This is a genomic window from Cognaticolwellia mytili, assembly GCF_002104475.1.
Classification (GTDB): Bacteria; Pseudomonadota; Gammaproteobacteria; order Enterobacterales; family Alteromonadaceae; genus Cognaticolwellia; species Cognaticolwellia mytili.
This window is the reverse complement of the sequence record NZ_NBOF01000007.1, coordinates 140615-162240: the sequence shown is the minus strand read 5'-3', so window position 1 is coordinate 162240 and position 21626 is coordinate 140615. Positions and strand designations below refer to the sequence as shown.

The 21626-nt window shown below is 39.5% G+C and carries 15 protein-coding genes; 7 read left to right on the top strand and 8 right to left on the bottom strand.

Annotated features, from left to right (window positions below):
- Window positions 1-8: 8 nt before the first annotated feature.
- From B7C41_RS19170 to B7C41_RS19160, 3 genes are all read right to left on the bottom strand, one after another.
- Window positions 9-1013 (bottom strand): LacI family DNA-binding transcriptional regulator, encoded by a 1005-nt coding sequence (locus B7C41_RS19170; RefSeq protein WP_085300582.1) that lies wholly within the window; start codon window positions 1011-1013, stop codon window positions 9-11.
- Window positions 1014-1106: 93 nt separating this feature from the next.
- Window positions 1107-2642, bottom strand: a complete 1536-nt coding sequence (locus B7C41_RS19165) for an MFS transporter (RefSeq protein ID WP_085300581.1) — start codon at window positions 2640-2642, stop codon at window positions 1107-1109.
- A gap of 15 nt (window positions 2643-2657) precedes the next feature.
- The gene (locus B7C41_RS19160; RefSeq protein WP_211279556.1) at window positions 2658-3995 is read right to left on the bottom strand and encodes a GH1 family beta-glucosidase; all 1338 of its coding nucleotides are present in this window, start codon (window positions 3993-3995) and stop codon (window positions 2658-2660) included.
- Window positions 3996-4255: 260 nt separating this feature from the next.
- Here B7C41_RS19160 and B7C41_RS19155 point away from each other — a divergent pair, with 260 nt between their 5' ends.
- From B7C41_RS19155 to B7C41_RS19145, 3 genes are all read left to right on the top strand, one after another.
- Window positions 4256-5518: a sugar MFS transporter gene (locus B7C41_RS19155; RefSeq protein WP_085300580.1), complete on the top strand. Its 1263-nt coding sequence runs from the start codon at window positions 4256-4258 to the stop codon at window positions 5516-5518.
- 115 nt (window positions 5519-5633) lie between these two features.
- Window positions 5634-8147, top strand: a complete 2514-nt coding sequence (locus B7C41_RS19150; RefSeq protein WP_085300608.1) for a glycoside hydrolase family 3 protein — start codon at window positions 5634-5636, stop codon at window positions 8145-8147.
- A 159-nt stretch (window positions 8148-8306) separates the two neighbouring features.
- The gene (locus tag B7C41_RS19145; RefSeq protein ID WP_085300579.1) at window positions 8307-8552 is read left to right on the top strand and encodes a TIGR02922 family protein; all 246 of its coding nucleotides are present in this window, start codon (window positions 8307-8309) and stop codon (window positions 8550-8552) included.
- A 64-nt stretch (window positions 8553-8616) separates the two neighbouring features.
- Here the strand turns inward: B7C41_RS19145 and B7C41_RS19140 are convergent, their stop codons facing one another.
- From B7C41_RS19140 to B7C41_RS19130, 3 genes are all read right to left on the bottom strand, one after another.
- Entirely contained in the window at window positions 8617-10101 is a 1485-nt protein-coding gene (locus B7C41_RS19140; RefSeq protein WP_085300578.1) for a tryptophan halogenase family protein, read from the bottom strand.
- Window positions 10102-10114: 13 nt separating this feature from the next.
- Entirely contained in the window at window positions 10115-11659 is a 1545-nt protein-coding gene (locus B7C41_RS19135; RefSeq protein WP_085300577.1) for a tryptophan halogenase family protein, read from the bottom strand.
- 136 nt (window positions 11660-11795) lie between these two features.
- Window positions 11796-14783: a TonB-dependent receptor gene (locus B7C41_RS19130; protein ID WP_085300576.1), complete on the bottom strand. Its 2988-nt coding sequence runs from the start codon at window positions 14781-14783 to the stop codon at window positions 11796-11798.
- 439 nt (window positions 14784-15222) lie between these two features.
- Here B7C41_RS19130 and B7C41_RS19125 point away from each other — a divergent pair, with 439 nt between their 5' ends.
- From B7C41_RS19125 to B7C41_RS19110, 4 genes are read left to right on the top strand one after another with little or no spacing between them, the layout of a single operon-like run.
- Window positions 15223-16572 (top strand): MFS transporter, encoded by a 1350-nt coding sequence (locus B7C41_RS19125; protein ID WP_085300575.1) that lies wholly within the window; start codon window positions 15223-15225, stop codon window positions 16570-16572.
- Window positions 16573-18981 carry a GH36-type glycosyl hydrolase domain-containing protein gene (locus tag B7C41_RS19120; protein ID WP_143764489.1) on the top strand — a complete coding sequence of 803 codons (2409 nt, stop codon included), beginning with the start codon at window positions 16573-16575 and terminating at the stop codon, window positions 18979-18981. It begins immediately after the preceding gene.
- A 38-nt stretch (window positions 18982-19019) separates the two neighbouring features.
- Window positions 19020-19556: a gluconokinase gene (locus B7C41_RS19115; RefSeq protein WP_085300574.1), complete on the top strand. Its 537-nt coding sequence runs from the start codon at window positions 19020-19022 to the stop codon at window positions 19554-19556.
- A 34-nt stretch (window positions 19557-19590) separates the two neighbouring features.
- On the top strand, window positions 19591-20379 hold the full coding sequence (locus B7C41_RS19110) for a sugar-binding protein (protein ID WP_085300573.1): 789 nt from the start codon (window positions 19591-19593) through the stop codon (window positions 20377-20379).
- Between the two features lie 38 nt (window positions 20380-20417).
- Here the strand turns inward: B7C41_RS19110 and B7C41_RS19105 are convergent, their stop codons facing one another.
- On the bottom strand, window positions 20418-21104 hold the full coding sequence (locus B7C41_RS19105) for a transglycosylase domain-containing protein (RefSeq protein ID WP_143764487.1): 687 nt from the start codon (window positions 21102-21104) through the stop codon (window positions 20418-20420).
- Complete coding sequence (locus B7C41_RS19100; protein WP_211279555.1) at window positions 21083-21574, bottom strand: hypothetical protein; 492 nt, start codon at window positions 21572-21574, stop codon at window positions 21083-21085. The genes B7C41_RS19105 and B7C41_RS19100 overlap by 22 nt, the downstream gene beginning before the upstream one ends.
- Window positions 21575-21626: the final 52 nt, after the last annotated feature.

Genomic DNA, 21626 nt, shown 5'->3' with positions numbered 1-21626 from the left:
AAGTACGTTTAGCGATGAATCAATTGCGTAGATTCACGCACAATGAGTGAAGGTTTAAATACTTGCTGAATTGTTTGTTCTTTGGTTTGGTATATCTGTTTTAATACCAACTTAGCTGCCATTCGACCCATTTCATTAACTGGATTTAATATGGTGGTTAATTTCGGATGAATATAGCGAGCAAAAATAACATCATCAAAACCAACAACAGAAAGATCTTCAGGTAAAGATAAACCGCGCTCACGGGCAAAGTTCATTGCACCAGAGGCCATTTCATCATTACCACATACTAAGCCGGTAAATTCTTGCTGTTGCGCCATTAAATGTGCGATACCTTCACTGCCACCGGTTTCTTTAAAGTCGGCGCTATAAAAAAGCTCTTCATTGAAAGTGATATTATATTCTGCCAATGCCCGTTTGTAGCCCTCAAATCTGGCTTTAGCATCAAACTTGTATTGTGGCCCGGCAATACAAGCAATGTCGGTGTGGCCTAGATCTAACAACGATTTTGTTGCTAAGTATCCGCCGAGTTCATTGTCTAAACTAATACATTGTTCGGCAAGGTTTTCGACATAGCGACTGATGATAAAAATGGGTGTTTTACCCTTACTTAATTCTTCTAAGTATTCATCTGAAACGGCTTCAACATGTAAGATAATAGCATCGCAATTTCTACTAATAAGAAATTCAATACCTTCTTTTTCTTTTTCTTCAATGCTGTGACCTGTAGTAACAATAATATGCTTGCCGGCAGACCTAAGTTCACTTTCAACTCCGGCCATCATTTCGCCAAAAAAAGCACCATGCAGCTCTGACACTAATAAGCCAATACTATTGCCTCGGCTAGACGCCAGTGACTGAGCAATTGAATTTGGCCGATAACCAAGTTCTTTCATTGCCAATAAAACTTTTTCTCGCGTTTTATCACTGACTTTCGCATTACCATTCATCACCCGTGAAACGGTGGCAAGTGATACCTTTGCTAATTCAGATACTTGGTAAATGGTCGCCATGATTTTCCTTTCGTTTCTCAGACTCAGTGTCAAAACTAAGCTTTGAATAATATCATATATAGTTGCACTTTAAATCGCTAGACCCGTTAATGATCAATTGTTTACTCGATTTTTCCGGCGTAATTCAAGCTCTTCACCGATTTGGCTATTTCTTTCACTACTCAGTGGGTAGAACAATATTAATAACGCGCTGAGTACAGCAAAAGCTGCGGGTATCCAGCTCATTAATAATTTCATCCCCTGTAGTGATGCTGATATGGTGCTCGAGTCCATGCCATCGTAGCCATAGCCAGCTAAGACCAATAATACTAAGGCTCCGGCAAAGCCACCACCAGTCTTTTGTACAAAGGTTCCTGCTGAATAAATTAACCCTGTAGCTCTGCGTTTATTTTTCCATTCAGAGTAATCAGCACAGTCACCCAACATAGTGAAATATAGCGTTGGAATCATAGCGGCAAAAAATTCTGCACAGCAGCCTAAAATGAAGATGGCAGTTATTTGATCGCTTGCTAACCAAAAGAAAGGAATGGTAAATAATGTACTGGTCAGCAAGGCGATAATTAATAGTTGGGGTTTACCCCAGCGCTTAGCAAGGTAATTAGTGCAAAGCGCACCTAAAATAGACACGAGCAATAACGCCACAAAATATTGTCCGGTCATCAATTCGTCGCCAATATAGTATTTGAAATAATACGCGATAACGCCGTATTTAATGCCGTTGAACATCATAGTGAGAAAACCAAGTGCTAACAGTATTAACCAAGGTTTATTAGTGAGTAAGTCAACCATATCAAGCTGAGTACTTGATAATTTCTCAGTTGGTGTTTTGATAAAACGTTTGATAATGAACCACATTGTTGCCATTACTAAAACGAAAAATGTCCCGCTGATCATATTGCGATAATAGAAAAACAAGCTCATGGCTAATAATGGCAAAATAATTAAAGGTAAGTTTTTCGTTAAGTCTTTGAGTTCTTGAGATAACCCTAAAGATTTTTGCTGTGGCGTAGTAATTCTTTCTTTTGTGCTGGTGAATGTAATTATCAACAAAAATACCAAAATGGCAGCAAACAAATACATAGTAGTTTGATAACCGACAGCATCATTACCTTGACCAAAATATGCAACTAATTTTGGTAAAAATCCCATAACTAATAAGCCACCAGCAAATGCTCCAGCAAAGCGAAAGCCAGATAAGCTGGTTCTTTCTGTATCAGAAGTGGTCATCACTCCCATTAATGCAGAATAAGGAACATTGTTGATGGTGTAGGCTAACGTTAGCCCAATATAAGTAAAATATGCGTAAGCAAGTTTGCCGTTTTCGCTAAAGTCTGGGGTGCTAAAACAAAGCACCATAAACAAACCTAAAACCGGGGCAGAGAACAAAATCCACGGACGAAACTTCCCCCATCGGGTTTGTGTTCTATCAGCAACCATACCCATAATAATATCGGTGACACCATCCGATAAACGCACAACTAAAAATAGCATCGCCGTTGCTGCTGCGGTTATGCCAAAAGTATCGGTATAGAAAACAGCTAAGTACGCAAGAGCACCACGCCACACTAAATTTGCAGCGGCATCTCCAACGGCATAACCAACTTTTTCAGAAAATGGGAGTTTAGTCATATTTTATTCTTATTATTAGTCTGCTCTTGAGGCTATCAAATTACGAAAGGCTAAACCACTGGCTTTAATAGTTCGAATTTGGGTTTTATAATCAACATGCACAATACCAAAGCGTTTTAAATAACCTTCAGCCCACTCAAAATTATCCATTAAACTCCAAGCAAAGTATCCTCGCACATCAACACCCTGAGAAATTGCACTGGCGACCGCATTAAGGTGTTGATTGTAATAATCGACTCGTCCTTGGTCGTTAACCTCACCGTTTATGCAGTGATCATCCATCGCCGCACCATTTTCTGTTATGTAAATTGGCGGCAGGGTATAGCGAGTGTTTAATGATATCAGTAACTCGGTAAATGCTTGTGGGTAGATTTCCCAACCAATATCGGTACGCGCAACATTAGGTAGTTGTACTTCTTCAAATCTATTGTCTAAGTTATGTCGATATACTGCTCGGGTGTAAAAATTTATACCTAAAAAGTCGAGCTCTTGCGAAATGATTTCCATATCACCGAGTAAAATATCAGGTTGCTGTTGCTTAGGTAATTGTTGATTAATGGCTGGATATGTACCATCCATGATTGGTTTTATGTACCACTGGTTAAAATAGTCATCGGCGTATTCAGCCGCAATTTTGTCTTTAATTGAGTCTGTTTCTGGGTAAGCTGGCGTAAAATTTAGCACTATGCCATTTTGTGTATTAGGACTGTGTTTTTTTAGTGTTTCTATCGCTAAACCATGTGCTAGCAATAAATGGTGTGCGGCTTTTTTACCATAGTTGATATCGGCGTGACCTGGTGCATGAATACCGGCTTCATAACCAAGGTAAGCGCTACAAAAAGGTTCATTTAGTGTTGCGTAAGAGTGCACTCTGTCACCGAATGCTACGACTGTTTTTTTCACATAATCTTGAAATTTATAAGCAGTATTACGATTAAGCCAGCCACCTTCATCTTCTATGTGCTGTGGTAAATCCCAATGATAAAGTGTGACATAGGCTTTAATGCCTTTCGCTTTTAGTCGGTCTAAAATGGCAATGTAATAGTTAATACCCGTTTGGTTTACGCTACCATCTTTTTTAATAATTCTTGGCCATGACAATGACAAACGGTAGGCGTCAACACCTAGTGAAGTAATAAGCTCGATATCATCTTGCCAGCGATTGTAATGATCACAGGCAACATCACCATTTGAATTATCAACAACTTTGCCGGGCGTTGCACAAAAAGTATCCCAAATACAAGGCAGTCTGTCAGCGACACCGCCTTCAATTTGAAAAGCAGCTGTTGCTACGCCGTAGGTAAAATTTTTACTGAGCATTGGCGAATTTACGGGGAGAGATAAGTTCATCATTTTTACATTGTCTTCTTTTAGTAAAATCAACACATTGATAATTAGCGTCGCTAAATCATTTTCTTAACGAGCAACTCTTTTCTGTAAGCGCTTACATTTCACTTGAAAAAATTTTAGGCTTCTGTAAGAATGAAATTCAAATGAAAGCGCTTACATTTGAAATGTTAGTGGCTAATAACTAAAAGGTCAACTGGTTTTTATTTAATCATTCTTATTTAAAGCTATGACCAAAATCAGCAGGTATCAGCTAAGGGGGCATGATGGTAAATCAATCAACACCATCGACAACACTAAATAATGGTAGTGATGAAAAAGATAAAGATTACCGTTTTGCGTTGACATCATTAACGACGCTATTTTTTCTTTGGGGCTTTATAACCTGCCTGAACGACATATTGATCCCGCATTTAAAGGCGGTGTTTAACTTATCTTATGGTCAAGCGATGTTAATCCAATTTTGCTTTTTTGGTGCGTATTTTCTCGTGTCAATTCCTGCTAGCAAAATTGTCTCAAAGCATGGTTTTCAAAAAGGTATTGTGATTGGACTTGTTGTCGCCGCTATAGGTTGTGCAATGTTTTACCCTGCGGCCACATCCCATAGCTATCCGGTATTTTTAGCTGCTTTATTCACTTTGGCAAGTGGTATTACTATTTTGCAAGTTTCTGCCAATCCTTACGTAAGTACGCTTGGCCCAACAGAAACTGCCTCTTCTCGTTTAACTATGACACAAGCATTTAATTCGCTAGGCACAACGGTTGCCCCTTTCTTTGGCGCCTATTTAATTTTAGATCAAGCTGCTAGTGCTATGTCGGCGGCAGAGTCTGCGCAATCAGTACAATTACCTTATTTATTATTAGCTGCGCTTTTGTTGCTGTTAGCGGCAATATTTTCATGGTTGAAACTACCAGCAGTTGAACAAGTAGACCTTGCTGATGCAACCGAAGAAAAAGTAAAAGGCAGCGCTTGGCAACATCGACATTTGTCTTTAGGGGCATTAGCTATTTTTGTTTATGTTGGTGCTGAAGTGGCAATTGGCAGCTTTTTAGTAAGCTTCTTGTCGCTAGAGAATATTGCTGGCTTAGTAGAATCTGAGGGAGCTAAGTATATTGCGTATTACTGGGGCGGCGCACTGGTTGGCCGTTTTGCTGGCGCAATTGTTATGCAAAAAATAGCGGCCGGTAAGGTACTAGCCTTTAATGCATTTGTTGCGGTTTTCTTATTGGCAATTGTTATTTGCAGTAATGGTGATATTGCCATGGTAGCTATTTTGTTAATTGGTTTATGCAACTCAATTATGTTTCCAACAATCTTCAGTTTAAGCTTAAGTAGTTTGGGAAGGTTGACTAGTCAAGGTTCTGGCATTTTGTGTTTGGCAATTGTTGGCGGCGCCATAGTGCCTTTAGCGCAAGGGTTTCTAGCTGATGAAATTGGTGTTCATACCGCATTTATTCTGCCGATGTTCTGCTATCTCTATATAGCTTATTACGGCGTTACTGGTCACAAAATCAATATACAAAAATAAAATTTCTATCATTTATTTCGGGAAAGTAATGACGATGAAAATTAATAAAAAACATGCTGTTAATAGTAAAGCATTTAAAAATAACAAGTTTCAAAGTGTAGTGGTGAAGCTTACTATGAGCTTGATTTTAGCGGGTGCGCTGGGGTGTGCTGATAATGAAAAAAAACTTGAAAAAAATAACATTCAAGCTGTTGATGAAGTTGCAGAGTTTTGGCCGAAATTGCCGCAAGCATTACCCTATGATGAAGCACTTGAGTTCAAGGTTAAGAACTTAGTTGCTGAAATGACCTTAGCGCAAAAAGTTGCGCAAATGATCCAGCCTGAAATAAGAGATATCACCGTTGAAGACATGCGAAAGTATGGCTTTGGCTCATACTTAAATGGTGGCGGGTCGTTTCCTAACAATAACAAACAGGCAACACCACAAGACTGGATAAAACTTGCAGAAGATATGTACCAAGCGTCTATTGATAGCAGTATTGATGGTTCAGCTATTCCAACTATGTGGGGTACCGATGCGGTTCATGGTCATAACAATGTTATTGGCGCGACGCTATTTCCTCATAATATTGGTTTAGGTGCAGCTAATAATCCTGACTTAATAGAAAAAATTGCTGCTATCACCGCGGCAGAGGTTATGGTGACCGGGATAGATTGGGTTTTCGCTCCAACCGTTGCTGTAGTGCAAGATGACCGCTGGGGAAGAACATATGAAGGTTATTCAGAAGACCCCGCTATAGTGAGAAATTATGCCAGTGCAGTGGTTAAAGGTTTACAAGGTTCACCAGATAAAGACTTTTTATCTAACGACCGTGTTATCAGTACCGTAAAACATTTTCTAGGTGACGGTGGCACAGTTGCTGGCGATGACCAAGGAGATAATATTTCAACCGAAAAGCAACTATTTGAACTTCATGCTCAAGGTTATATTGGCGGCTTAAATGCTGGCGCACAGTCAGTTATGGCGTCATTTAACAGCTGGCATGGCAAGAAAAATCATGGTAATAAATATTTACTTACTGACATTCTAAAAGATCGCATGGGCTTTGATGGTTTTGTGGTTGGAGATTGGAATGGTCACGGGCAAGTTAAAGGCTGTACTAATGAAAGCTGCCCACAGTCAGTCAATGCTGGCCTTGATATTTTTATGGTACCAACCGATGCATGGAAGCTGCTTTATGAAAATACTATTGCGCAAGTTAAGTCCGGTGAAATTGCGCAAAGCCGAATTGATGATGCAGTAAGTCGAATTTTACGAGTGAAATTACGTGCGGGCTTATTTGAAAAACCAAGTCCCGCAACTCGTAAGTTATCAGGTAAAACGGAATTGATTGGCCAAAAAAGTCATCGTGATGTTGCTCGTCAAGCCGTGCGAGAATCACTGGTTTTATTGAAAAACAATCACAATATTTTACCTATCTCGCCAAAGAGTCATATTTTGGTTGCTGGTGATGCGGCAAATAATATTGGCAAACAATCAGGTGGTTGGTCGGTTACATGGCAAGGTACAGGTAATAAAAATTCTGATTTTCCTGGTGCTCAGTCTATTTTTGACGGTATTAATCAACAAATATCTTTAACTGGCGGAAATGCGACACTGAGCGTTGATGGTAGTTTCGTTAAAAAGCCTGACGTTGCAATTGTCGTCTTTGGCGAAGAACCTTATGCCGAAGGTCATGGCGACCGAGATAATTTAGAGTTTCAACGTGGCAATAAGAAAGACTTAGCGCTTTTGAAGCGTCTTAAGCAACAAGGCATACCCGTTGTAGCCGTATTTATTAGTGGTCGACCTATGTGGGTAAATGCTGAGCTGAATGCTTCTGATGCTTTTGTCGCAGCATGGTTACCAGGTACAGAAGGTCATGGTATTGCAGAAGTATTGCTTAAAAATAGTGAAAATGAAGTGAACCATGACTTTTTAGGTCGCTTATCTTTTTCTTGGCCAGCAACGGCTGATCAAACGGCAACTAATCATTATGATGTGAATTATCAGCCGCTATTTAAATTTGGTTATGGTTTGAGTTATCAAGATAGGGTGATGGTAAGCAATGATTTTGATGAAACATCACAAGTTTCTCATGATCAATTACCAAATTTAGCCTTGTTTGTTGGTGCAGCAAAAATGCCATGGAAAATGCAATTAAAGTCAGGGGATGAAAGTGCTGACATCACTTCTAGCGTGCAGTCGCTCGGCGCGGTTACATTACAGACATTAGATAAAACGGTGCAAGAAGATGCTAGATCAGTATCTTTTGACGGTAGTAAACAGGCTAGCGTGGTGTTAACGAGCAACTTTCCTGAAGATTTACGCGCATATAAAGAAGCTAATGCGACATTAACATTATCGATGAAAGTCAATTCTGTGAGTAATGAGCAAATTTTGTTGTCTATGGCTTGTGAGCAGCAATGCCCAGGCTCAGTAAATCTGACAAAAGTGCTGCATTCTATGACGTTAGATAGCTGGGAAAACATCTCCATTGATTTGCAATGTTTTGAAGATGCTGGCGTAGACTTTTCACAGGTAACTAGTCCATTTCAGATAAGTACTACTGGGGTGGTGAGTTTGAGTTTTGCTGATATTATTATTGAGCCTAACTCCGCTGAAACCGCGACTATAAGTTGTCAATAGTTGCGAAAAATTAAGGTTAGTGTGTATCGGGTTTCAGCTAATATTATCTGTAACCCGATTACAATTTGTTGCAGTATCTGTTTATTTTTACAACAGTTTGCTTTTCTGGTTTAGTTAAAATAGCGCTATTATTTATGCTTAACTATACAGGGAATAGCCATGTTGACTTCTGTACCAGCAGACTCAAGCGCTAGAGAGGTAACTATTATTTACTATGGCGAACAGTCACTTGAACTGCAGCATAGTGTTGAGGTTTTCCCACTGCTTAATAATGGTCGTGTAGTTATTCCAGAAAGTTACAAAGAAGGTAAGTCTATTATCGCAGTCTGTAACGGGCGAGTAGAGATATTAAATAAATTTGGTGAACGTATTGAGTTTCCATCAAAAAACTCTCAAGCAATGTAATAATTTTTATCATTAAAAAAGCAACCATCGGGTTGCTTTTTGTGTCTTAAATCTGCGCTAAAAATCAGTTTGAAGGGCAGTAATGCTTAATGAAGTCATCATGTTCAGGCAATTTCTCAACAGCTTGAGTAATGGCTAATTTCATACTTGCTAAAAACTTATGAAGTTCATCATCGCTCATAACATTGGCTATTTGGTGATACTGCGTAGGTATTAAACCTTGGCCAAACATCACTTGTGTCCAAGAATCAACGCGGAAAATATCACCGTCATCTAGAAATACACGTCCTGTTTCTTTAAATAGAGCTATTTTATGCGCAAGTGATTCTGGTATTTCCATTTGCTGGCAGTGTTGCCAAAATTCACTGTCTTGGCGTTGGTTAACCTTATAGTGCAATACAATAAAGTCGCGTACAGCATTTAATTCTGAATCTAATTTACTATTGTATTCCTTAACGCCTGATTCTGTAACGCCGTTGTATGGAAATAAGCGTAGCAAACGTACAATCGCGGTCATGATCAGGTGAATACTGGTTGATTCCAATGGCTCAATAAAGCCGCTAGACAAACCAATAGCAACACAGTTTTTATGCCAGCCTTTTCTGCGGCGTCCGGTTTTGAATTTTATTACCCTAGGTTCAGTGATCGTTTCACCGTCAATATTATCAAGTAATAAGGTTCTCGCATCATCATCAGACAGATATTTACTGCAAAAAACTAAACCGTTACCGACCCTATGTTGCAGTGGAATTTGCCACTGCCAGCCCGCTTTGTGAGCGATAGAACGAGTATAAGGTTTAGGTTTTGACACTGACTTCGTTTGTACGGCAATAGCGCTGTCACAAGGCAACCAGTGTGACCAATCGTCATAACCGGTATGCAATGCTTGCTCTATTAAAAGGCCTCTAAACCCCGTGCAATCAATAAATAAGTCAGCTGATATGGTTTTACCTGAAGCTAAAGTGATTGCGCTAATATTACCTGTTGCTGGGCATTTATCGACTTGAGAAATTTTCCCTTCAACACGCTCTGTGCCTAACTTCTCGCTAAATTTACGCAAGTATTGTGCATAAAGTGTCGCATCTAAGTGATAGGCATAATTAATCGGCATATCTTTGCTAAGTGCGAATTTATTCTGCTTAGCAGCTTGTAATTCATAACAATATTCACCAAATTCATCTTTATGGCCACGCATTTTTCCATCGAGCCAAAAGTGGTGAAACTCACCTGCCCAGCACTCTTTACCCGTAACGCCAAATGAATGAATATATTCATCGTCCACTTGCCCCCAGTTTTCAAAACTAATGCCTAGCTTAAAGGTTGCATGTGTTGCTTTCATGACTTCTTGTTCATTAATACCGAGCAATTTATGAAAGTTTTTGATCGGTGGTATGGTTGCTTCTCCCACACCTACGGTACCAATCTCGTCAGATTCAACTAAGGTGACTTTAATGTTATTGCCAAGTAGCTTTGAAAAGGCGGCGGCTGTCATCCAACCTGCGGTACCTCCACCGGTAATGACAACATGTTTTATTGCAGTATCACTCATGCTTTATCTCTTACTATTGTTGTTGGCAGTAATGGTTTATTAATGCGCGGTTCGTTGGTAGACCTTGTTGAAATTGTTGTTTTTGTAATTGTACTTTTGCAAACAGTTGTTCTGCTATTTTGTTATTTTCAAATAAGGTTTGATGCTGATGTGACTGAGTATGGTAGCCCATGCCGTACAGTACATATTGGTAACTTGCTGATGGAAACACTTCTTCATTTTCAATAAAGTCATAACGACTAGGGGGCTGATATTTCCACAATTCTATTAATTCAGCGAGTCGATCGGGAATACTTACTGTCTGTTGATTATCACGCCAATAATCACTATCCCGCCTTTGGCTAAGCACATAATGCAATTTAAGGAATTCGATCACACGCTGCCAGCGGTAACTAAAACGACTGTTGAAGCGTTTAGCGGTAATATCCATTTGCTGGCGGGTTTGCGGTAATTGTTCGCTGATCATGGTGATTGATAGCTCAATCATTGCTAGTGCCGAAGCTTCTAGTGGTTCAATAAAGCCAGCTGACATACCAACGGCAACACAGTTCTTATGCCAGAACTTTTCTCGATAGCCAGGCATAAATGCCAGTTTTCGTACGCTAAGCTTTTCACTCTCTTCATCACCTATTGAGCTGGCGATATATTGGCGAAGCTGCTGCTCTGCCTCTGCATCACTAATATGAGCGCTAGAGTATGTGTGACCAACGCCTCGACGAGAAGGTAAGCCAATATCCCAAATCCAACCACTAGTTTGCGCAGTAGATAATGTTGCAGAAGCGATATTGTTTTGCTGAAAATAGGGGACTTGTGTCGCTAATGCACAATCATTAAACAGTATATTGTCTTGCTTGATGAGTGGGATATTAAAATGTTTATTAATCAATAAGCCCACGCTACCAGAACAGTCGATAAATAAATCACCTTCAATCGTTTGGCCATCTTGTGTGGCCAACTTCTCAATATCGCCTGATGGAGAAGAAACTATCCTTTCTATATGGGCAACTAGGTGTTTAACAGCTAACTTTTTGGTGCAATGCTTTTGTAAAAGGGTGGCAAACTTTCCTGCATTGAGATGATAGCCATAGTTAGTAACTGCGGCATAAGGTGGTGTAGCAATTTGTTTTGGCGCTAAGCCCATTTCACAGGTGTGATATTGAGCATTAATGGTGTCGGCAAAGGCTTGTTGGGAATGTGTTGCTTGCCAGTGCTTTTGTAAATCGATTTGGCTATAGCCTTCAGGCGTCATAAAGGGATGATAGTAAAACTCACCATCTTTCCCTGTTTGCCAATTGATAAACTTTGAGCCTTGCTTAAATGAAGCATCACATTGTTGAATAAATTCGAGTTCAGTAATGCCTATTTTGTCTAACGTGTTGCGCATTGACGGCCAAGTGCCTTCACCTACACCGATGGTTTTGACATTAGGCGATTCAACCAGTGTGATTTCAAGTGATTGCTGCTGAGCAACTTTGTGCTCTGCCGCAAGAACTCCAGCGGTTAACCAACCGGCACTCCCGCCACCAACAATGACTATTTTTTTAATGGGCTTATCCATCGTTATTACCTAGTGTGAATACTAATGCCAGTAAATATGTCTTTGATGCTATTTTTATAACCGCTAATCACGCATTTAATACTGTCATTAAAAATAAAAAGCCGCAATCATGCGGCTTTTTCATTTTTACTTTAGGTTAGAAAGTATAGCGAGCACCAATTGCATAGCGTGCACCTAAATCTTCCAAGCGCCAAAGTTGGGCTTGCGTTCGGCCATGAGTTCGAGAAGACTCTTCTGTAATGTTAATCCCTTCAAAGAATACTGATAACTCGTCATTTATTTCATAAGCAACGTTAAAGTCGATTTGAGAATAAGACTCAGTGTAACCCGGTTCATTAATATACTGTGCTTGGGTATTTAAGAACTTATCGCGCCAGTTGTAGGCAATACGTGCTTGAAAGCCACCTTTTTCATACATAGCCACAAGGTTAGCAGTATCACTTAAGCCTACCAAGGCAAACTGTGTAACGGTTGGGTCACCATTGTTATCAAAGCCGATATCGCCATTAACTGTAGTGTAGTTTGCTTGAATGCCGAAGCCACTATCACCAAAGAAATGTTGAATAGCGAATTCCATACCATAAATGTTAGCTTCTTTATTATTAACATATTTTGATACGGTAAAGTCCATTAATGGATCATCAGAGTTTGGCATAATATCATAAGTTTGCTCAAATTCTTCTGCGGTCATTGAATCAAAATCAACGCCATTTTCCATCGCAGCAACCATAGAGAATAGGTTGGTATCTGTTACTTGTAGGCCACGAGCTTCTAATGCAGCTTGCGCTGCTAAAGCGCGAGGGCCGGCAGTAGCATCACGTAATCCGTAAACATTTTCAGTGACTGGTTGGCGGCCGGTAAAGTTACTGACGCGTTTATCGTAAAAACCAATTGAAACATAACTCGTATCTTCAAAATACCATTCGGCAGAAATATCTATGTTATCTGACTCAAGCGGCACTAAGCCTGGGTCACCACTTGAGGCAGTACCTAGCTGGGCACCAGATAAAATGGTTGGGTTACTTGGACCACCAACACCACCAGGAGCTGCACTCAGTTGGTCATAACGTGGGCGGGCAATAGTTTTACTGTAAGAAAAACGAGCCTTAACATCATCGACTACTTCGATATCAAAGTCGAAGCTAGGGAGCAGGTGATCATAGCTTGCAGACCCTGAAAAGTTTTCCATGCTACCGCCATTCCTAACATTAAAATCGTTGTTACCTTCCCAAACAACAGCCGTCGGTAGTGCAATGTTGTCAGTAGACGTTACATCAGTACTGGCGTAACGTAAACCTGCGCTCAAGTTATACGGCATACCGCTAAGTTCACCAGCAAGTTCAAATTGAAAAAACACTGCGGTAACATCTTCTTCAATTTTACGATTAGTGTTGTATGGGTCATGTGATAAAAAATCAAAACCATAGTTATCACCAGCCCATGCACCAATGCGTGAAGCACTTCCGGTAACACCGCTAGAATATGCACCAGCACTGCTGTAATCATCAATCAAGCTTGGAATATTCACTGGTGTTAAGAAATCATCAGGCAACTCACCTGGATTTTCAACACCCCAGTTACCCATAGTATGACGAGTATTTGATTGTAAAGCGTGGCTTTCCATCGAGCGAGACTCGATACCAAACTCGATACTGCCTTCATCAAACTCATAAAGACCACTTAAACGAATTTGATCAATTTCGGTTTTTTGTGAAGCACGAGTTTTATCTAAAATAGAGGTACCAATGTCAGCATTGTCTAATTGGTTATTACAGTTTAAGCCTCTGCTTGCCGCGCAATCGTCAAAAGTCATTAGTAATTCAGGCAAACCATTGTTGAAGTTTACACCTTGAGCTGATGAAACATTGGCACCTAAGCCGGCATTTACCCAACTACCGTATTGAGCTCCAGGGCGGCTATCGGCAGAAGAGCTATGACCATCAAATATCATAGTGAATTGATCATTCACTTCGTATTCTAAATTTAAGCCAATAGATTTATTTTCATTGATTTGATTAAGCTCTTGTTGAGCTAAGCCAAGATCTCGAGGCGCTTGGTCTCGGCGTTCTTCGCTATAACCAATTGGCGTTTTAACGGTATTATCATCAAAAGTTAATGCTGATTTGTAAGTATCCATCCAAATAGATTGTTCTGCACGGTTAGCGTGAATATCTTGCTTTGAATAAGTGTAATCAAGTGTTGCTGTTAAGCTGTCAACAGGATGATACTGTAAAGTTACTTGGGCATTGGTACGTTCACGTTCATTGTCTTGAACAAAATAGCGTAAATCAGAAGGTAAAGAGAATAATTGCCCCGCAGCAGGCGCATTAGTTAGCACCGCAGGGGTTCCGTCTTGTTGCTGTGGAATGCTTGAAATATCGTCATATACATTAGTACGCCATTGATTTACAAAGGCGCCAGCGGCTGAACTATCGCGGCGTTGAAAATTAGCTGAGATAGAAGCACCAAAGCGCTCATCTTCATCAGTCCAGCTGAGTAACCCAGAAAGCTCAGGCGTAACATCACTACCCACACGATTCGTTGAGTCATGCATTGCTTTGGCACCAAAGCTTGCTTGCATGCCAGGGTTATCTAATGGCTTACCCGTCACAATATCAATGGTTGCGCCGATGCCACCCGTTGCAGTATCCGCTCGGCCAGTTTTATAAACTGAAACTGACTTTATAGCATCTGAGGAAAGGTTAGCAAAGTCAAAGGCACGCGTACTGTTATCACCTAATGACGCACCCGGCATAGTACGGCCATTTAGTGTGATCATATTGTAGTCTGGACCAAAACCACGTACGGTAACTTTACTGCCTTCGCCGTTAGAACGGTCAATTGACACACCCGTAATACGTTGTAGTGATTCTGCGAGGTTAGTATCAGGAAATTTACCAATATCTTCTGCTGATATTGCATCAACAACACCACTAGCATCACGTTTTAGTCTTGTCGACTCTTTGATACTTGAACGCATTCCTGTTACTTGAATGACTTCAATTTCTTTTTCTGCGTTACTCGCTTCTTCAGCATATATTGGTGCAACAGTGCTAACGCCTAATATTAGCGATAAGCTTGTTGCTATGCGTGACTTTTTATATGTTTTGTTATTCACTTGCATCTCCCCTCGAGACATTTAATCACATTCAACCTAGTTATTCATAAGTAATTTTGTAAGCGCTTACATTATGGGTTTTTTTAAAAAGGCTACTGATAGTTAACTTGCCTTTGTAAGCGCTTACATAAAGTTAGATGAAAAAAATATTAACGTCAATATTTTTTTGTTTATAAAATGAACTTTATTATTTATCTTGTTGATTATTATTGTATTAAATCTTCATTCATTGTAACTGAAATGTACAATTCATAAGCTTTACTTTGCCAAATCAAGGTGATTTCAAGTGTAACTTAAAATTTAAAATGAAAGCGCTTTCATTTTTTCCTATTATGTGACTAAACTAAAAAGCATAGTCAGTTCTCTTGTCGCATTGATACCCATGTGGCCGAGATTCACCTAGAAAATAGTTAGCTATTATTTATTAGTTATCAGGAATGTAGCAATGCAAGTCATTAAATTAAAAGAAAAAATATCATATGCCTGTGGTGATGTAGCGTCCAATTTTTATTGGCGAGTTTTTGACGTATTTCTATTCATTTTCTATACCGATGTTTTTGGTCTACATCCAGCTGCTGTTGGCACCATGATGTTAGTTACACGTTTAATTGATGCTTTTTCAGATCCGATTATGGGCGCATTAGCCGATCGTACACAGACACGTTTTGGCAAATTTAGACCGTATCTACTTTGGGGGATAATCCCGTTAGTGGCAGCTGGCGTATTAGTGTTTACCGTGCCTGATTTAGACAGTGACGGTAAGCTAATTTGGGCTTATGCCACCTATATTTTTATGATGCTTGCGTACACTTTTATCAACGTCCCATACGGTGCGCTACTTGGCGTGATGACGGGCGTAAGCCAAGAACGAACAACACTGACTAGCTTTCGTTTTATTGGTGCATTTTCAGGTGGTAGCTTAGTGGCTTACTTCACGCCAACGTTGGTGAATCAATTAGGCCAAGGTGATCAGGCGTTTGGTTGGCAATTAACCATGGGACTGTACGGTATTATTGCGGCAATTTTGTTTGCGATTAGTTTTTACAATACCCGCGAACGTATTGCGCCACCGCAAACGAAACCAACACCTATTCGCACCGATCTCAAAGATTTACTCAATAACAAACCTTGGCTGATTTTATTCAGCTTGGCGCTAATCGTGATGATGACAATTACGCTCAGAGCAAGCTCTGGCACCTTTTATTTTAAATACTATGTTGGCCGAGAAGACCTTATTGGTAGCTTCTCATTTGTTTACATGATAGCTCTGGCGGTAGGCGCTGCGTGTACGCCATTAATGACCAAGTTTTTTGATAAACGAACCTTGCTAACGATCCTGATGATTATTGTTGCCGTGCTTTCCAGTGCATTTTATTTTGTGGATAAAAGCCAGATAAATTTGATGTTTGCTTTGCAAATAATGATTGGCTTTTGTTTGGGACCCAAATCCCCACTGGTTTTTTCTATGTATGCGGATACTGCTGACTATTCTCAATGGAAAAATGGCCGCAGGGCAACTGCAATGATTTTTTCTGCCGCAGCTTTTGCTCAAAAACTTGGCGGTGCTTTTGCTGGAGCGATGATGGGCTGGCTATTGGCGTCATTAGGCTACGTGGCAAATCAGGTGCAATCGCTTGAATCATCCCATGGCATTGTTTTGTTAATGACCTTAATCCCAGGCTTTTTTGCTGTCATTTCAGTGTTAATTATTCGTTTTTATTCCTTATCAGATACCGAAGTAATCAAGCTACAAGAAGACTTAAAGCAACGAACGTCATTCGGGGAGTCAAATTAAATGATGAACAGTAAGCAAGAAATAGTGACACCGGTGCTGCCTTATCAGCATGATGTTGTTACTAAAAGAATAAATTGTTTTGACCCTGTAGCGATGAAATTTGCCAGTGGTTTTTTATGGAATAAAACCATGATGGTGCACATGAATTGTCGAGGCTATGCCGTTAGTCAATTTATGCAGCCTGAGCCTAGTAAATATTCGGGGGCACCGAATATGGAAGCAAAAACTTTTATGCAACCTGAACAAGGTTACTTTGCTCATCATCCCGGTCGATTTTTTTATGTGAAATGTCATGATACTGACGAAGTATTTTCAATACCTTACGAGCCTATGCGTAAGCCGCTAGATAAGTTTACCTTTTCTGTTGGGCTAGCTGACATTGTTTGGCGTATCGAACACCTTGCCATTGAATTTATTTTAACCTTGTCTTTACCGGTAGAAGGTTGCCATGAGTTATGGCAATTAGAGATTAAAAACCTCACTAATGATGTTAAAAATATCAGTATTTATCCGTGCTTTTCGATTGGCTATAAATCTTGGATGAATCAATCGGCCACATATTATCCTGACAGTAATGCCATTATTGCTAGCAGTGTTACGCCTTATCAAAAGCTTGAAGATTACGATAAATATCAGCAATTAAAAGATGATACCTTTTTACTTGCTGAGCGTAAGCCTGACAGTTGGACAACCAGCCAGCAATTATTCGAAGGTGAAGGGTCGATACAATTTCCTGTTGGCATCAAGGCGAAAAAGCTAACGCGCGACGAAGCCTGTTACGAAACCCCTATTGCTGTAATGCAATACGACGTTGAATTATCAGCACAAGAAAATCAGCAATTTAAGTTTGTGTTTGGTGCCTGTAAAAGTGAGCAAGAAGTCGGGGATATTAGACAACGCTATTTTGACAGCGAACAAGCATTTGAAGTAAGTCAGGGACATTATCAAGATTATATTCAGCAGTCACAGCAAAGTTTTAGTCTTGAAAGTGAAGATAAAGCATTTGATCAGTTTGTTAATCACTGGCTGCCTCGGCAAGTGTTTTATCATGGTGATAGCAATAGACTGACCACTGACCCACAAACGCGAAATTATTTACAAGATGCGATGGGCATATGTTTTATTGCGCCAGAGAAAACTAAGCAGGCTTTGCTAACTACGTTATCTCAGCAAAAGTTTGATGGCTGTTTGCCTGACGGTATTCTTTTACACCCTGATGCAGAAATTAAATATATCAATTTAATTCCCCACAGCGACCACTGTGTATGGCTGCCGCTTTGTTTAAAGGTATATTTAGATGAAACTAATGACGTTAGTATTTTGCGAGAAAAAATTGCCTTTAATGATAACACAACATTTCGTACTGTCGCTGAGCATGTTGAGCTTGCGCTTGATTATCTGCTTAATGCCACTGACGAGCGAGGTTTAAGTTTTATTGAACAGGGTGACTGGTGTGATCCACTCAATATGGTTGGCCATAAAGGTAAGGGTGTATCCAGTTGGCTATCACTAGCTACGGCTTATGCATTAAAGCAGTGGTGTAGCATTAAAGAAAACTATGGTTTACCTCAAGATGAAAAATTAGCTGAATATCAATATGCCGCACAGGCGTTGAATGACGCCGTCAACAAACATTTATGGGATGGCAGCTGGTACGCTAGAGGCATTACTGATGATAATAATTGTTTTGGTATTGCTGACGATGTAGAAGGGCGAATTTTCCTTAACCCACAAAGTTGGGCAATGTTAAGTGGTGCCGCCGACCAAATAAAAACTGATAACTTGTTACATGAAATTGATCAGCAACTATCGACGCCTTTTGGCCCAATGATGCTGGCGCCAAGTTACACAAAAATGCGTGAGGATGTTGGTCGTTTAACGCAAAAATATCCCGGTACGGCAGAAAATGGCTCAGTCTATAATCATGCCAGTGCTTTCTATGCTTACAGCTTGTTTCAAATTGGCCAAACAGACAAAGCGTTAGAAATTCTTCAACAAATGCTAAGCAGTGAAAAAGATGTTTTAGTTCGTCGACAACTACCAGGTTTTATTCCTAATTATTATCGTGGTGCCTATCAGCAATTTCCTGAAATGGCAGGGCGCTCAAGTCAGTTGTTTAATACCGGTACGGTAGCTTGGGTCTATCGTTGTATTATTGAAGAATTGTGTGGTTTAAAGGGCGAAGCTGGTTGTTTGATTATTACGCCTAAAATGCCTTCTCATTGGCAAAAAATGACAGTAAAACGCAAGTTTTTAAGTGCTGATTTTACCGTAAAAATAAGCCGTGATGAAAAAACTGAACAGCAAGTCACTCTTGTTGATGGCGTGCATGTTATGGAGAACAAAGTTGAAAATATTCAGTCAGGAAAACACTACTCATTAGTGGTGACTTTACCTCAGGTTAATTAATTTCACCGTTTAAATTATGGACTTTCTAGAGTAGTAATATGGCAAATTTATTTATTATTATGGGCGTCAGTGGCAGTGGTAAATCAACACTTGCTGAGCAGCTGGCAGACAAAATCGGTTATAGCTTTGTTGACGCCGACGATTTTCATAGCGATAACGCAAAAGAAAAAATGGCAGCTGGTGAAGCGCTCACCGATGAACTTAGGTCACAATGGATGCAGCATCTACAGCGTTTTTTAACCATTAAAGCTAGGCAAGAAACATCTGTTGTTTTAGCGCACTCAGGCTTGAAGAAAGTGCATCGCGATATGCTAAGAGTGTTAGGCTTTAAACCGCACTTTTTCTTCTTAGAGGGCAGTGAAAGTTTAATTGCTGAGCGTATGCAAAAACGTTCAGAGCACTTTTTTCCTGTGAACTTGTTACATAGCCAGTTTCAAACGCTTGAACACCCGAAACTATCACAAGAAAAAGGTGAAGAGCTAGATGTTAATATTATTAGCATTGAGCAAAGTATTAATGTGATAGTGACGCAAGTTGAACATGCCGCGATAAAGTTTATTACAAGTAGCACATAGCATTAATGATGCAGGTGAAATTCAGGATTTTAGTATGAAAACAAACAAAGTTAGTCGTTTAACTAAAGCGTTATTACTCAGTGGTTTGTCAATATTCGCAACAACAAGCCAAGCACTTGAAGCTAAGCAAACCCATGTGGCGCCTGCTATTGATGGCGTAATGGACTCATTATGGAAAACCGCAACATGGCAACCACTTAATCACCATATTTTAGGGGATATGCCCAGTGCTGAAGACTTTTCAGGGCGCTTTAAAGTGATGTGGGATAAAAACAAAATTTACCTTTTAGCGGAAATTCAGGACGATGTACTTTTTGATAATCACCCTGACCCATTAAATGCCTATTGGGATGACGATTGCTTAGAAATTTTTATTGATGAAGACAGATCAGGTGGCGAACACCAATTTAACTTCAATGCCTTTGCCTACCATGTGGCACTCGACAACCAAGCGGTTGATATTGGTTATAAAACTAAAGATGGCCAGCCTGATTTTATGTTGCTCAATGACCACCTTAAAAGTGCATGGAAGCGCCAAGCCACAGAACCTCATAAACTTATTTGGGAAGTGGCATTAGATGTTTACGATGACAGCTTTGATTACGTAACCACTAAAGCGGGAACTAAAAAATTTAATGACGCTAAACCAGTGACATTAACCAACAATAAAGAACTTGGTTTTATGCTTGCCTATTGCGATAACGACGGTAGTGCTAGTCGAGAACACTTTATCGGTTCAGTGGCTATAGAGCCTAAAAATGGTGATAAAAACTTGGGTTATAAAGATGCGGGTGTTTTTGCCCCGTTAACTTTGGTTGAGTGATTTGGAATAAAAGCGCTATATGAAGGTAATATAGCGCTCTAATAATTGGCAAAAAACTGATGGCTAAAATGTTGAGGAATGAAAATAGTTAATTGTCTTTTTTTCTTATTTACTTTCTGGATTAGATGTTTATTACGATTATCAAATTTTTCTAACCACTGATTGTTTTTTATAATAGGTTCCGGATATTTCAATCGAGCAATAATTGAAATAGCATCAGGATATTTGAGTTCATTAAATACTATATCGGTTGTATTCTTTAACCTTAAAACTCCTTGAGAATCCTGACCATAATAAGCAATACAGAGGTAAGCTGTAGCGATAGATTCTTTTTTTAACAAAGAAGATACATATACAGCAAGTAGTTGCTCAAACAGCTTTCGTTTTACGGTTCGCTGGTATTTACTAATAACTACACGAACAAATTGCTGCTCAATTGTACTAGCACCTTGAACTGAACCATTCAAAGTTTTTAATATTGCTCTGAAAAGGGCTATTTGATCTATTCCAAAATGTAAATTATGACGATGATCTTCAGCTAGCGTTAATGTAAGCAATAATTTTTTAGGAAGTTTAACATCATTATATTTAGAGGCTACTTCCAAGCATTTTATTACATCGTTTTTAAAGTCCCACCAATTAAACATATAAATTATCTTTGAGATAATGAGTATTGGCAGAGTCGCTAAAAAGTAACTTAATTTTAAAATAGCTCTCTTTGCCACTTAGATAGTCCATCTTGGTTTGCTACAAAAGAATTAAAGGCACCTTTAAGAGAGTTGCTGTTAGTTCTGATAAGTTCAAAGTAATTAGTCGATTCTCTTCCATTTCCTTGTTCCTTTATGTGGATATATATTTTATCTTTTGATAAGTAATTCAATTCATAATAACCGTCTAAATGACCGCGAGATCTTTTATCTCCAACATACTCACGCTCGCCGGTAGAGGAATTTTCATATACTTTCTCCACAGTACCTGAGAGTTTATTTCCTTCTCTCCAAACAATGGCTATATAGCGAAGAATCATTCCTTTATATGGGTTGTAATCACTGTTTACTGTGGTCATTTCAAAATACCATTTACCAGTGATATCAGGTATTCCAAAAAGTTTCTCTTTTAGTATAAAGAAAAACAACGCTAATATAGGGGCACTAATTAATGCGGCTATAACACCAGCGATAATATTTTCAATCAAGGCCAAATCTCCTTATACGGCTAATAGATTATTATGAAAACTTCGTAGTAAC

Excerpts from the sequence above, each read along its gene's own strand:
- B7C41_RS19170 (WP_085300582.1), bottom strand. The coding sequence starts at position 1,013 with ATGGCGACCATTTACCAAGTATCTGAATTAGCAAAGGTATCACTTGCC.
- B7C41_RS19165 (WP_085300581.1), bottom strand. The coding sequence starts at position 2,642 with ATGACTAAACTCCCATTTTCTGAAAAAGTTGGTTATGCCGTTGGAGAT.
- B7C41_RS19160 (WP_211279556.1), bottom strand. The coding sequence starts at position 3,995 with ATGATGAACTTATCTCTCCCCGTAAATTCGCCAATGCTCAGTAAAAAT.
- B7C41_RS19155 (WP_085300580.1), top strand. The coding sequence starts at position 4,256 with ATGGTAAATCAATCAACACCATCGACAACACTAAATAATGGTAGTGAT.
- B7C41_RS19150 (WP_085300608.1), top strand. The coding sequence starts at position 5,634 with ATGAGCTTGATTTTAGCGGGTGCGCTGGGGTGTGCTGATAATGAAAAA.
- B7C41_RS19145 (WP_085300579.1), top strand. The coding sequence starts at position 8,307 with ATGTTGACTTCTGTACCAGCAGACTCAAGCGCTAGAGAGGTAACTATT.
- B7C41_RS19140 (WP_085300578.1), bottom strand. The coding sequence starts at position 10,101 with ATGAGTGATACTGCAATAAAACATGTTGTCATTACCGGTGGAGGTACC.
- B7C41_RS19135 (WP_085300577.1), bottom strand. The coding sequence starts at position 11,659 with ATGGATAAGCCCATTAAAAAAATAGTCATTGTTGGTGGCGGGAGTGCC.
- B7C41_RS19130 (WP_085300576.1), bottom strand. The coding sequence starts at position 14,783 with ATGCAAGTGAATAACAAAACATATAAAAAGTCACGCATAGCAACAAGC.
- B7C41_RS19125 (WP_085300575.1), top strand. The coding sequence starts at position 15,223 with ATGCAAGTCATTAAATTAAAAGAAAAAATATCATATGCCTGTGGTGAT.
- B7C41_RS19120 (WP_143764489.1), top strand. The coding sequence starts at position 16,573 with ATGATGAACAGTAAGCAAGAAATAGTGACACCGGTGCTGCCTTATCAG.
- B7C41_RS19115 (WP_085300574.1), top strand. The coding sequence starts at position 19,020 with ATGGCAAATTTATTTATTATTATGGGCGTCAGTGGCAGTGGTAAATCA.
- B7C41_RS19110 (WP_085300573.1), top strand. The coding sequence starts at position 19,591 with ATGAAAACAAACAAAGTTAGTCGTTTAACTAAAGCGTTATTACTCAGT.